The sequence below is a fragment of the Streptomyces sioyaensis genome, from assembly GCF_004122735.1.
Taxonomy (GTDB): Bacteria; Actinomycetota; Actinomycetes; order Streptomycetales; family Streptomycetaceae; genus Streptomyces; species Streptomyces sioyaensis.
Genome location: NZ_SDIF01000082.1, coordinates 18,572 through 30,333, shown reverse-complemented (window position 1 = coordinate 30,333; position 11,762 = coordinate 18,572). Strand labels below are relative to the sequence as shown.

Sequence of the window (11,762 nt, the reverse complement as noted above, 5' to 3'; positions counted from 1 at the left end):
CTGCCGGGTCGAAGGTCAGCTGGCGGGCGGCGAGTTCGGCGCGGCACAGGTCCTCCGCGCGCAGCGCCACCGACCGCCCCCGGCGCTCCGACGCTGCCCGGCTCCGCCGCCCCGGCCTCCCAGCCTCGGCAGCGCCCCGGCCTCTCAGGCTCGGCAGCGCCCCCGCCCCTCAGCCGTACAGCCGCTCCGCGTACTGCGGGCCGTAGTGCTGCTCCAGTGCCTCCAGGGGCAGGTCCTGGGCCTCAAGGCCCTTGACCATCCGGGCCCGTGAGGGCAGCGCGTCCGGCTGCCAGGTCTCCGGCTTCCACAGCTCCGAGCGCAAAAACGCCTTGGAGCAGTGGTAGAAGACCTCCTCGACCTCCACCAGCAGCGCCAGCCGCGGGCGGTTGCCCTTGACGATCAGCTCGTCGAAGAACGGGGCATCGCGCAGCAGCCGGGCGCGGCCGTTGATCCGCAGGGTGTCGCCGCGCCCCGGAAGGACGTAGTCCAGCCCGACATGCGGATTGGCCAGGATGTTCGCGAAGCCGTCCAGGCGCCTGTTGCCGGGGCGGTCGGGTATGGCGAGGGTGGTGTCGTCCAGGACGTGGGTGAAGCCCGCGGGGTCGCCCTTGGGCGAGACGTCACAGCGGCCCTGCGCATCCGCGGTGGCCAGCATGCAGAACGGCGAGCGGGCCAGCCACTGGCGGTCGAGCTCGTGCAGCCGGTGCCGGACCTTGTGTGCGGCATGGGAGCTGGGCTCGCCGATCAGCTCACGCAGCTCCGCCTCCGACGAGATCTCCACCACGCCGGCCCCCTCTGCAGCCCCCGCCGCTCCCGCAGCTCCCGCCGTCTCCATCGGTGTCTCCCCTCACTCCCGCTTCCCCTGGTCAAGGCATCACCGAATGTACGGGATGCCACTGACAATCGGCCGTGTACTCCCGTACTTATGCGGGCCGTTGGTGTTGTCGGAGCCTCCCGGCGGTACATCAACCATCCCTGAGTGAACGGCAGTTGGGCGTGGCGGCGGGGCAACGCTCCCGTCGCCGGGCCGGGAGCGGCCTCCGTCGCGGCACGCCGCATGCAGCACGATTCGGCCGCCGTGCGCCCCGGGCGTCCGGTGAGGATTGTGTGGCGGTTCCTTCACCGTCACGCCGCTGGCACTTCCTGCTTACCCGGCCGTAACTTACTTGCGAGTCAACTGCGTTGGCCCTTGCGATCCGGATCGCAGGTGAACGGCTCACCGAGCACTTCGGAGTCCCCTCACCCCCGCAAGGAGCATCGTATGAAGCTGCGCTGGTCAAGATCGCTCACCTTCCTCTCCGCTCTCGCCCTGGCCTTCGGAGCCACTACCGTTCCCGCCGCTGCCGCCGACCCCACCGTCAGCAGTGGCTGGAACAACTACTCCTGCAAGCCCTCCGCCGCCCACCCGCGGCCGGTGGTCCTGGTCCACGGCACCCTCGGCAACTCCATCGACAACTGGCTCGGTCTCGCGCCCTACTTGGTGGCCCGCGGCTATTGCGTCTTCTCCCTGGACTACGGCCAGCTGCCCGGCGTCCCGCTCTTCTACGGGCTGGGCCCGGTCGATGCCTCCGCCGGGCAGCTCGCCGCCTACGTCGACCGGGTGCTGGCCGCCACCGGGGCGCCGAAGGCCGACCTCGTAGGGCACTCGCAGGGCGGCATGATGGCCCGGGTGTACATGAAGTTCCACGGTGGCGCGGACAAGGTGAACGCGCTGGTCGGGCTGGCCCCCGACAACCACGGCACCGATGTGGACGGCCTGACCCGCCTGCTGCCGTACTTCCCCGGCGCCAAGAAGTATCTCGACGAGCTGACCCCTGGGCTGTCCGACCAGATCGTCGGCTCCGACATCCTGCGCCGCCTCAACGAGGGCGGCGACACCCTCCCCGGGGTGCACTACACCGTGATCGCCACCAGGTACGACGAGGTCGTCACGCCCTACCGGACCCAGTTCCTCGACGGCCCCGACGTCCACAACGTCGTGCTCCAGGACCTGTGCGCGATCGACATCTCCGAGCATGTGGCCATCGGGCTCGTCGACCGCGCCGCCTTCCACGAGACGGCCAACGCGCTCGACCCGGCCCACGCCACCCCGACGACCTGCACGTCGGGCTGACCGGGAGCCCGGCCCGGCCCCCTGTCGGCGAGGGGGCCGGGCCGGGCTCCGTACCGGGTGCGCCCGCTGCGGTCAGTCGCCGGCCAGCAGGGCGCCGGTGCACTCCTCGGCGAGGTCCTCGGCATGATCGGGCAGCGGGGACCCGCCGCGCAGATGGCGGCGTACCAGGGACAGCGGGAGATCGATGACCGCGAGCGTCACCCGGTCCAGGCCGGGCCGGCCGTGGATCCCGAGCGCCCCCGCGAGCGCCGCCACGGCGGCCCGTACCCGCATGTTCCCGTCCTCGGCCCGCAGCAGCTGCTCGTCCGGCCAGTCGTCGTGGCCGAAGTCATGGGACCCGTACAGCAGCAGCGCGGCCTCCTGCGGGTGGGCACGGCTCCACGCCACGATGTGCCGGGCGGCGGCCCGGGCCCCGGCGCGCGGGTCGTCCGACGACTCCAGGGCCTCGAAGTAGCCCTCCTGGAAGCCCTCGACGGTCCGCAGCCACACCTCGGCGAGCAGCGCCGAGCGGCCGGGAAAGCGGTGGTAGAGCGAGCCGCTGGGCGCGCCGACGGCCGCAGCGACTGCGGACATGGTGACGCCCGAGGGCCCGGATTCGGCCGCCAGCCGTACGGCGGCGTCGAGCAGCTGCGGGGTGTCGAAACGGGGTGGCCTTGCCATGTTCTAGAGGGTACTCTCCACTATATTGGAGAGGCTCCTCTGAAATGGGGACGCGGACCACGCGGGGAAGGGGCGCGATGGGCGTCTACAACGTGCACGAGCGGCTGCTGCCGGTGCCCGGGGCCGAGGCCGGACTGCTGATCGACGGCCTGTCGGGGGACGAGGACCGGCTCTGGCCGCGCCGCGACTGGCCCCCGATGCGCTTCGACGGCCCGCTGGCGCCGGGCGCGGCCGGCGGCCACGGCCCGGTCCGCTACACCGTGGCGGCCTACGTCCCGGGCCGGTGGGTGCGCTTCGCCTTCAGCGGACCGCGTGGCTTCCACGGCTTCCACGAATACACCGTCCACCCGCTCGGACCGGACCGCACCCTGCTGCGCCACACCCTCGCCATGCACGCCCGCGGCCCGGCCCGGCTCAGCTGGCCGCTGGCCTTCCGGGCCCTCCACGACGCGGCCCTGGAGGACAGCCTGGACCGCGCCGAAGAGGCCTGCACGGGCACCGTCGCCCGGCCCGCCCGCTGGAGCCGCTACGTCCGGCTGCTGCGCCGGCTCGTCCGCTGAATCGGCGCGGCGCCTGAGGCCGGGCGCGGCGGCCGAGGCCGGTTGCGGCGGGCCGGGGCCGGCTCCGCCACCGGCAGCCGGGAGCTTGCGCACCCGCCGCACCACAGGGGAGTGCGGCGTGGCAACAGCTCCAAGGCGGTGGCGGGGCCGGCGAACTGCCCGTCCCCCGGGGCCGGGCAGCGCTCAGGGGCCGGCACGGAATCCCGTTCCGGCTCGTACCGAACGCCAACCGGGCGGCGCCGCCCCCGCGTTGACGGGCGAGGGCGGCGCCGCTCCCCGGCAGCCGGGGCGCCGGTCAGCCGCGGGACCGGGCGGCCTTGCGGCGGGTGGTGGCGAACAGCACCCCGGCACCCAGGGCCACGACGGCGGCGCCGGTGACGGCCAGCGGGGCGGTGGAGGAGTCACCGCCGGTCTCCGCCAGCCGCTGGCCGCCGGCCGGCCTGGCGCCGCCGTCGGGCCGCGGGGCGTTGCCGGTGGCGTCCGAACCCCCGCCCACCGCGGGGCTGTCGGCGCTCGCCGCGCGCACGGTGTCCGTGTGGGCGCCCGCACCCTGGTGGCCGTGGTGGCTCATGTCCATCGACGACTTCGCGGCACCCGCCGCGATCTGGGTGTCGGTCGGCGCGGAGGCGGTGGGCGCGGACTTCGTGGTGGCGCCCGCGGCCCGGCCGCCGTCCTTCCCGAAGACGACGTCCGAGCAGGTGTAGAACGCCTCCGGGCTGTCCGACCGCTGCCAGATGCTGTAGATCAGATGGCGCCCGGACCGCGCCGGCACCGTCCCGTCGAAGACGTACTCGCCGTTGGTCAGCTTCGGGTCGGTGACCTTCGCGAACGGCTTCGACTCCAGGTCGGACCACTTCAGCGGCTTGGTCGGGTCATAGCCCTTCTTGGTGAGGTAGAGCGCGAAGGAGCCCTTGTGCGGAGCGGTGGCCTTGTAGTGGAACGTGTGCAGGCCGGCCCGCATGCGGGAGGACGGCCAGTCGGCGCGCGGGAGGTCCAGGCCCTTGTACGTGGCGTTGCCGGCGCTGCACAGCTTGCCGTCCGGGATCTTCTCCCTCGACTTGCCGCCGGCGTTGCCGTCCCGCACTCCGTTCCAGTCGTAGAGCGCCTGGGTCCCGCCGATCTGCACGGCGGCCTTGCACGCCGCGGACCGCGGGCTCTCCGGCCCCTCCGCGTAGCAGGCCGAGACCCGGCTGACCGGGTCCGTCATCGAACCGTGCGCGGCGGCCGGACTCGCGGTGAGCACGGTGAGCGCGAGCGGTGCGACACCGGCCAGCGCGATCCCGGTGGCCTTGCGACGAGCGGTCATCGTGGGGGTCTCCTTCATGAGTGGGCAAGCAACCGGGGCAGGGGGGAGGGCAAGGCAGCACAGTGGTGGGGGGTCGGGATGCGGACGTCGGCGCCGCCCCCGGTGTACGGCACCGACGTCCCGCAACGCCGCCTTGCGAGAAGTACGTTAGCCCCGCTGAGCAGCGGATTTACGGCCCGAAGGCCGATGCCGTGGATCTTTATGGCGGGCTTAAGACACGGCTAAGCGGGGGCACAGGCAGGCGGGGAGGAAACGGGCATCGCGACCGCGGCCAACGGGCCTTGCCCGGTCCCGAAGTGGGGGAGGGCAAGGCCCGTTGGCCGCAGTCGGCACTCAGGACTTGCGGGGGGGGGCGCGCGCCTCAGCTGGAGGCCGCGCGATGGCGTCGGGCTCTGCCCGGTACCGCGACGGTGACGACTTGGTGCACCAGCCACTCCAGGGGGCCGCGGCCCCCCACGTCACTGCTCGTCCGCAGTGGAGAACGCGGACGGGTCGCCGAGGTCGGCGGCGAGTGCGCTCAGTTCGTTCGCCGCCGCGCTCACGGGGGCGGCGCGGAGCGACAGTTCGGCCCAGATGATCTTTCCCTGGGCGGTGTAGCGGGTGCCCCACCGCTGGGCGTACCGGGCGATGAGGAACAGCCCCCGGCCGCCCTCGTCGGTGGTCCGCGCATGGCGGAGGTGCGGCGAGGTGCTGCTGGCGTCGGACACCTCGCAGATCAGCGCCCGCGCCCGGATCATCCGCAGACCGATCGGCCCGGACGCGTGCCGGAGGGCATTGGTGACCAGCTCGCTGACGATCAGTTCGGTGGAGAATTCGAGCTCCGCCAGGTCCCACTCCGCCAGTCGGGCGGACGCCGCCCGGCGGGCCTCGCCGACCGCTGACGGATCGGCCGGGATCTCCCAAGTGGCCAGCTGGGTATGGGGCAGGGCCCGGGTACGTGCCAGCAGCAGCGCCACATCGTCGACCGGCCGGGCGCCCGGCAGACCGCCGACCACGGTGTCGCAGAGGCTCTCCAGCGGAGCCTGCGGATCGGCCAGGGCGGTGCGCAGCCGGGCGATCCCCCCGTCGAGGTCGAGAGCCTTCCCCATCAGCAGCCCGTTGGTGTAGAGAGCCAGCAAACTCCCTTCCGGCAAGGGCACTTCGACGGATTCGAAGGGCATCCCGCCCAGCCCCAGCGGCGGGCCGGTCGGCAGCTCCAGCAACTCGGCGGTGCCGGCCGGGCTCACCAGCAGCGGCGCGGGGTGACCGGCGCGGGCCAGCGTGCAACTGCAGGCGACCGGGTCGTAGACCGCGTACAGGCAGGTGGCGCCGACGACTCCGGTGTCGGCGGTGTCGGCGGTATCGCCGTTCGTGTCGTCGGCGACCCGGTTGACCATGTCGTCGAGGTGCGCCAGCACCTCTTCCGGGGACAGCGGCAGGTCGGCGAGCGCCTGTACGGCGGCGCGCAGCCGGCCCATCGTGGCCGCGGCGTGCACCCCGTGGCCGACCACATCGCCGACCACCAGCGCGACCCGGGCCCCGGACAGCGGGATCACGTCGAACCAGTCGCCGCCGACGCCGCTGAGCGAGTCGGCCGGCAGATAGCGATAGGCCGCGTCCACCGCGCACTGATCGGGCAGATCGCGCGGCAGCAGGCTGTGTTGGAGGGTGAGGGCCGCGGTGTGCTCCCGGGTGTATCGGCGGGCGTTGTCGATGGCCATCGCGGCGCGGGTGACGAATTCCTCGGCGAGCACCAGGTCGTCGGGCTGGAACGGCCCGGTGTGCTGCCAGCGCGCGAACGCGGCCGCGCCCAGGAAGACCCCGCGTGCCCGCAGCGGCACCACCATCAGCGAGTGGAAGCCGAGCTCCCGCAGATGCGCCGCCTGCACCGGGTCCTCGGCCGCCCACTCGCCGTCGGCGAGATCGAGCGTCTGCAGCAGTGTGGAGTTGCCTTCGGTGAGACTGCGCACCACGGGCGCCGACGGAGGATAGGAGGCCTGGTCCCCGACGGCGACCAGCGCCTCCGGGCAGCCCTCGCGGACGGACTGCTGTCCCGCCCGGCGCATGGTGAACAGCGCCGTGGCGTCGACCGGGCCGGCGCTCGGCTCCTCCCCGCTGAGCAGCGCGTCGAGCAGGTCGACGGTGACGAAGTCGGCGAGATCGGGCACCGCCGCATCGGACAGCTCCTGTGCGGTGTGCCAGACGTCCAGCGAACTGCCGATGCGTTCCCCGGCCCGGTTCAGCAGCGTCATCCGCTGCCGGGACCGGTAACTGTCCGTGACGTCGAGGACCATGTAGCAGACGCCGAGCACCTGGCCGGAGCCGTCCTCCAGGCGGAAGAACGACGTGGAGTAGGCGTGCTCCCGCTGCGGATCGGACTGCGGACGCCCCAGGTATTCGTAGCCGACGGAGGGGACGCCGGTACGCAGCACCCGGCGCATCTCGGCCTCGATGGCCTCCACGGCCAGGCTCGGCTGTACGTCCCCCAGGCGCTTGCCGAGGCGGTCCTCGCGCCGGACGCCGCCCATCCGCTCCAGTGCGTCGTTTATCCATACGAAGCGCAGATCGGCGTTCACCATGGCCACACCGATCGGCGACATGCCCAAAATCCCGTCCAGGAACGATCGGCTCGCTCCCGACCAGGGCGTCTGTGCCATCTCGGCGGCGAGCACGAGCCGCGCGGAGCGCTGTTCGGCGTCCAGCACCGGCAGCACGCGGAATTCCAGGTCGAGGCGGTGCCCGTCCTTGTGCCGTACGGCCTCCAGCCCGCTCCAGCCGTCCGCGGCCGCCAGCCGGGCCTGCCACCTGGTGTCCTGTGCCGACTGGGGGTCCACCCCGGTGAAGAGATCCGCCAGGGGCCTGCCGACGGCCTCGGACACCGCATAGCCGAGCAGCCGCTCCGCCCCCTCGGTCCAGCCCTGCGCCACCCCTGCGCGATCCGCCATCACCACGGCCGTCCGCGTGAGGTCGAAGACGCCGCCTCCGGAGAGACCGCTGCTCTGGGGCACACTCATGTGACCGGTCCAATGCCGGTACCACCTGCGACGGACGCCCTTTTGCGGACGACATGGACGCACGGTACCGGCGTTTTCCACGGTACTCCCTCACCCCCGCCGGTGCCCTCCGCCGGTGCCCTTCCCGGTGCCGGCCCCGGCCCGCACGGCCTGCCCCCGCCCCGCGTCCGGCCGCCGTTGTCAGTGGTCGCTGCCACCATCGGCACATGAGCACCGACGCGCCTGCCGATCCGTCCCGCCGGCCCTTCGCCGGATCCGCCAACCCCCGTGCCGGCCGGGAGGAATCGCCCCTGCCGACCGCGGACGCCGCCTACTGGGAAGCGGCCGCCGCCTCGTTCGACGACGAGCCCGACCACGGCCTGCGGGACCCCGCCGTCCGCGCCGCCTGGGCCGCCCGGCTGCGCGGGTGGCTGCCGTCCGGGCCCGCCGCCGTCCTCGATCTGGGCTGCGGTACGGGAAGCCTGGCCCTGCTCGCCGCCGAACAGGGCCATCGCGTCACGGGCATCGACCGCTCACCGCGCATGATCGCCCGGGCGCGCGCCAAGCTCGCCGGCCGGGAGGCCGCCTTCCTGGTCGGTGAGGCCGCCGAACCACCCGTGGGGGAGCGGCGGTTCGATGCAGTCCTGGTGCGTCATGTCCTGTGGGCGCTGCCCGACGCCCGGGCCGCGCTGCGCCGTTGGGCCGGTCTGCTCGTTCCCGGAGGCCGGCTGGTGCTGGTGGAGGGCCGCTGGGGCGAGGCCGAGCCCATAGGGGTATCGGCCGCCGAACTCACCGCCCTCGTAAAGCCGTTGGCGGTGCGGACGCGGATGGAGAGCCTGGTGGACGATCCTGCGCTGTGGGGCAAGGAGGTGACCGATGAGCGCTATGTGCTGCTCGCCGAAGTCCCGGGCGGGGAGGCCGTCGTGGCCGGTGCCGGTGCCGGTCTCGCGCCGCCGAGGGGGTGAGGCGTCGGGCGCGGGTGGTGCCTCAGCCCCGCCGCAGCTCGCGTACGTACCGCCACTCCCCGGCGAACGGCCGGTAGCCGAAGGCGTGGTTGACGGCGAGCATCGGGGCGTTGGCGGCGTCGTTGCCGGTGAACGCCTCGGTGTAGCCGGCGTCGCGGGCACGGTGGAGGGAGGCGGTCTTGGCCAGCCGGGCCAGGCCCCGGCCGCGGAAGGCGCGGCGGGTGCCGGTCATCGCGGAGGAGTAGCGGGTACGACCGTCGGTGGCCGCCAGGGTGAAGGAGGCGATCTCGCCGTCGACGGTCACCACCGAGGTGAGGTCCAGGTCGAGGTGGGGGTGCTCCCAGGTGTGCAGCAGCCAGTCCTCGTAGGCCATGGCGTCGGTGGGGACATCGCCCGGCTCGTCCGCGGCGGCCTCGGCGTCCGCCTCGTACAGCCGGCGCGGGTCGGCCTCGAAGTCCGCGCCGGTGTGCAGCCGGACACCGGGCGGCAGGGCGGCGGGGAGCGGCGGCAGGGCGGCGGCCGTGAGGCCGAGGCGCAGGAAGCGGGCCTGCCGGGTGCGGCGGTAGCCGTGGCGTTCCGCGAAGGCCGGTGCGCCGGTCCCGTCCACCGCCCAGGCATACAGCCGGGTGGCGCCGGCCGCGGCGAGATGGTCCTCGGCCGCGGTCAGCAGGGCATGGCCCGCGCCGCGGCCGCGGTGGTCAGGGTGGACCTGAGGGGTGGCCGCGGCCTGGCCCGGAACGCTGCTGCCGGGCAGCAGGCCGGCCCGGATCGCGCCGACGACCCTGCCGTTCAGCTCGGCGACGAACAGCCGCAGGCGCCGCGCCGCGGGGGCCGTGGCGACCTCCCAGGCGACGCCCTGCGGGGTGGCGAGGAGAAAGGGCAGGGCGGCCCGTCGCAACTCGGCGACGGCTTTGGCGTCGGAGGGGCGGAAGTCGCGCACGGTAGGCGTCATGACGGCGGAGAGTACGCGCCGGTGCGTCGTCGTGCCGCTCTTTTATCCGGTGGGCGGTGCCCGGTGGGCGGGGTGCGGCATCCGTCCGCTTCTGCGCCCCGGCGCGCGGATGGCTCGTTCCGTGCGCCCCGTCCGCGGTTTGGGTGGCCCATACAACTATATGCGCGTACGGTGCTGGCGCGGGCCGCCGCCGGAGCGCGGCCGTCCGTCGCTGCCACGAAGGAGGGGCCGCCTCATGTGCGGAATCACCGGATGGATCTCCTACGACAACGACCTCACCACCCAGCGCCCCGTGCTGGAGACGATGACCGGGACCATGGCCTGCCGCGGGCCGGACGCGGCCGGTGTCTGGCTCGACCGCCATGCCGCGTTCGGCCACCGCCGGCTCGCCGTCATCGACATCGACGGCGGCACCCAGCCCATGACCGTGGACCACGACGGCCGCACCCTGGTCGTCACCACCTACAGCGGCGAGGTCTACAACTACCGCGAGCTGCGCACCGAACTGACCGGGCTGGGCCACACCTTCCGCACCCACAGCGACACCGAAGTGGTGCTGCACGCCTATCTCCAGTGGGGCGAGGCGTGCGCCGAGCGCCTCAACGGCATGTACGCCTTCGCGCTCTGGGACCCGCGCACCGAGGAATTACTGCTGATCCGCGACCGGATGGGCATCAAGCCGCTCTACTACTACCCGACCCCCGACGGAGTGCTGTTCGGCTCCGAGCCCAAGGCGATCCTCGCCCACCCCGCCGTACGGCCCGTCGTCGACAGCGAGGGCCTCGCCGAGCTGATCAGCTTCACCAAGACCCCCGGCCACGCCGTCTACAAGGGCATGCGCGAGGTGCGCCCCGGCCATATCGTCCGCGTCCGCCGCGCCGGATCGACCGTCACCCGCTACTGGGCCCTGGCGGCCCGCGACCACACCGACGACCTCGACACCACCGTCGCGCACGTCCGGGAACTCCTCGACGACATCGTGGCCCGCCAGCTGATCGCCGATGTGCCGCTGTGCACCCTGCTCTCCGGCGGCCTGGACTCCTCCGTCATCACCGCCCTCTCCGCCGAGGCGCTGGCGGAACAGGGCAGCGGCCCGGTCCGCTCGTTCGCCGTCGACTTCACCGGCTACACCGAGAACTTCACGCCCGACGACCTGCGCGGCACCCCCGACGGACCGTACGCCCACGCCCTGGCCGAACACGTCGGATCCGACCACCGCGACATCGTCCTGGACACCGCCGACCTGATGGACCCCGGCCACCGCGCCGCGGTGCTCGCCGCCCGCGATCTGCCCAACGGCTTCGGCGACGGCGACACCTCCCTCTACCTGCTGTTCAAGGCCGTCCGCGAACAGTCCACGGTCGCCCTGTCCGGCGAATCCGCGGACGAGGTCTTCGGCGGCTACCGCTGGTTCCACGATCCCGCGTGCGTCCACGCCGACACCTTCCCCTGGACAGCGGCCGGCCTCTCCGGCCGGTTCGCCGGCGGCAACGCCACCCGCGAGGCCCTGCTGGACAAGGGGCTGCTCGGCAAGCTCGACCTGCCCGGCTACGAGCGGCGCCGCTACCGCGAGGCGCTCGCCGAAGTGCCCTACCTCGACCGCGACAGCGGCCATCAGCGCCGGATGCGCGAGATCAGCTATCTGCATCTGACCCGCTTCGTACAGATCCTGCTCGACCGCAAGGACCGGGCCAGCATGGCCGTCGGCCTGGAGGTCCGCGTTCCGTTCTGCGACCACCGCCTCGTCGACTACGTCTTCAACACCCCCTGGGCGATGAAGACCTTCGACGGCCGGGAGAAGTCGCTGCTGCGCGCCGCCACCCGCGACGTCCTCCCCGCCCTGGTGGCCGACCGGGTCAAGAGCCCCTATCCCAGTACCCAGGACCCGCGCTACAACGAGGCGCTGCGCACCGAGCTGAAGGCCCTGTACGCCGACCGCGACGCCCCCGTACGGCCGCTGCTGGACCCCGAAGCCACCGCACAGGTCACCGCCGACGGGGCGCGGGACGACATCCGCCCGTCCGCCGAACTCGTCCTCGGCATGAACGCCTGGCTGCGCACGACCGGCACCACCCTCGCACTGTGACCACCCCCGCGTGACAGCACCTCCCGGCACGGCGGGCGCTCTTGGCGCACAATGGATGCGACAAACAAGCGCACCGGCGGGTCCGCGCACGGCACGTCTCCCGATACGACCCCGGGCAGCCGCGTCGTCGCCCACCCGCCCCACCACC

9 protein-coding genes are annotated in these 11,762 nt (G+C 73.1%); 4 read left to right on the top strand and 5 right to left on the bottom strand.

Annotated elements, in window-relative coordinates:
• Window positions 1-169: 169 nt before the first annotated feature.
• Window positions 170-835: a pyridoxamine 5'-phosphate oxidase family protein gene (locus tag EST54_RS24005; protein ID WP_129249801.1), complete on the bottom strand. Its 666-nt coding sequence runs from the start codon at window positions 833-835 to the stop codon at window positions 170-172.
• Window positions 836-1,261: 426 nt separating this feature from the next.
• Here EST54_RS24005 and EST54_RS24000 point away from each other — a divergent pair, with 426 nt between their 5' ends.
• Window positions 1,262-2,113 (top strand): esterase/lipase family protein, encoded by an 852-nt coding sequence (locus EST54_RS24000; protein WP_129249800.1) that lies wholly within the window; start codon window positions 1,262-1,264, stop codon window positions 2,111-2,113.
• A 72-nt stretch (window positions 2,114-2,185) separates the two neighbouring features.
• Here EST54_RS24000 and EST54_RS23995 read toward each other — a convergent pair whose 3' ends face one another.
• The gene (locus tag EST54_RS23995) at window positions 2,186-2,773 is read right to left on the bottom strand and encodes a TetR/AcrR family transcriptional regulator (protein WP_129249799.1); all 588 of its coding nucleotides are present in this window, start codon (window positions 2,771-2,773) and stop codon (window positions 2,186-2,188) included.
• 77 nt (window positions 2,774-2,850) lie between these two features.
• Here EST54_RS23995 and EST54_RS23990 point away from each other — a divergent pair, with 77 nt between their 5' ends.
• Entirely contained in the window at window positions 2,851-3,333 is a 483-nt protein-coding gene (locus tag EST54_RS23990; protein ID WP_129249798.1) for an SRPBCC family protein, read from the top strand.
• Between the two features lie 295 nt (window positions 3,334-3,628).
• Here EST54_RS23990 and EST54_RS23980 read toward each other — a convergent pair whose 3' ends face one another.
• Complete coding sequence (locus EST54_RS23980; protein ID WP_129249796.1) at window positions 3,629-4,639, bottom strand: lytic polysaccharide monooxygenase; 1,011 nt, start codon at window positions 4,637-4,639, stop codon at window positions 3,629-3,631.
• A 458-nt stretch (window positions 4,640-5,097) separates the two neighbouring features.
• Window positions 5,098-7,632 carry a SpoIIE family protein phosphatase gene (locus tag EST54_RS23975; protein WP_129249795.1) on the bottom strand — a complete coding sequence of 845 codons (2,535 nt, stop codon included), beginning with the start codon at window positions 7,630-7,632 and terminating at the stop codon, window positions 5,098-5,100.
• Window positions 7,633-7,838: 206 nt separating this feature from the next.
• On the opposite strand from EST54_RS23975, the gene EST54_RS23970 reads away from it, so the two are divergent.
• Window positions 7,839-8,576: a class I SAM-dependent methyltransferase gene (locus EST54_RS23970; RefSeq protein WP_129249794.1), complete on the top strand. Its 738-nt coding sequence runs from the start codon at window positions 7,839-7,841 to the stop codon at window positions 8,574-8,576.
• 22 nt (window positions 8,577-8,598) lie between these two features.
• On the opposite strand, the gene EST54_RS23965 is transcribed toward EST54_RS23970, so the two are convergent.
• Window positions 8,599-9,528, bottom strand: coding sequence for a GNAT family N-acetyltransferase (locus EST54_RS23965; RefSeq protein WP_129249793.1), 930 nt, complete (start codon window positions 9,526-9,528; stop codon window positions 8,599-8,601).
• A 235-nt stretch (window positions 9,529-9,763) separates the two neighbouring features.
• Here EST54_RS23965 and asnB point away from each other — a divergent pair, with 235 nt between their 5' ends.
• Window positions 9,764-11,614, top strand: coding sequence for an asparagine synthase (glutamine-hydrolyzing) (gene asnB / locus EST54_RS23960; RefSeq protein ID WP_129249792.1), 1,851 nt, complete (start codon window positions 9,764-9,766; stop codon window positions 11,612-11,614).
• Window positions 11,615-11,762: the final 148 nt, after the last annotated feature.

Excerpts from the sequence above, each read along its gene's own strand:
- EST54_RS23990 (WP_129249798.1), top strand. The coding sequence starts at position 2,851 with ATGGGCGTCTACAACGTGCACGAGCGGCTGCTGCCGGTGCCCGGGGCC.
- EST54_RS23980 (WP_129249796.1), bottom strand. The coding sequence starts at position 4,639 with ATGACCGCTCGTCGCAAGGCCACCGGGATCGCGCTGGCCGGTGTCGCA.
- asnB (WP_129249792.1), top strand. The coding sequence starts at position 9,764 with ATGTGCGGAATCACCGGATGGATCTCCTACGACAACGACCTCACCACC.
- EST54_RS24000 (WP_129249800.1), top strand. The coding sequence starts at position 1,262 with ATGAAGCTGCGCTGGTCAAGATCGCTCACCTTCCTCTCCGCTCTCGCC.
- EST54_RS23965 (WP_129249793.1), bottom strand. The coding sequence starts at position 9,528 with ATGACGCCTACCGTGCGCGACTTCCGCCCCTCCGACGCCAAAGCCGTC.
- EST54_RS23970 (WP_129249794.1), top strand. The coding sequence starts at position 7,839 with ATGAGCACCGACGCGCCTGCCGATCCGTCCCGCCGGCCCTTCGCCGGA.
- EST54_RS23975 (WP_129249795.1), bottom strand. The coding sequence starts at position 7,632 with ATGAGTGTGCCCCAGAGCAGCGGTCTCTCCGGAGGCGGCGTCTTCGAC.
- EST54_RS24005 (WP_129249801.1), bottom strand. The coding sequence starts at position 835 with ATGGAGACGGCGGGAGCTGCGGGAGCGGCGGGGGCTGCAGAGGGGGCC.
- EST54_RS23995 (WP_129249799.1), bottom strand. The coding sequence starts at position 2,773 with ATGGCAAGGCCACCCCGTTTCGACACCCCGCAGCTGCTCGACGCCGCC.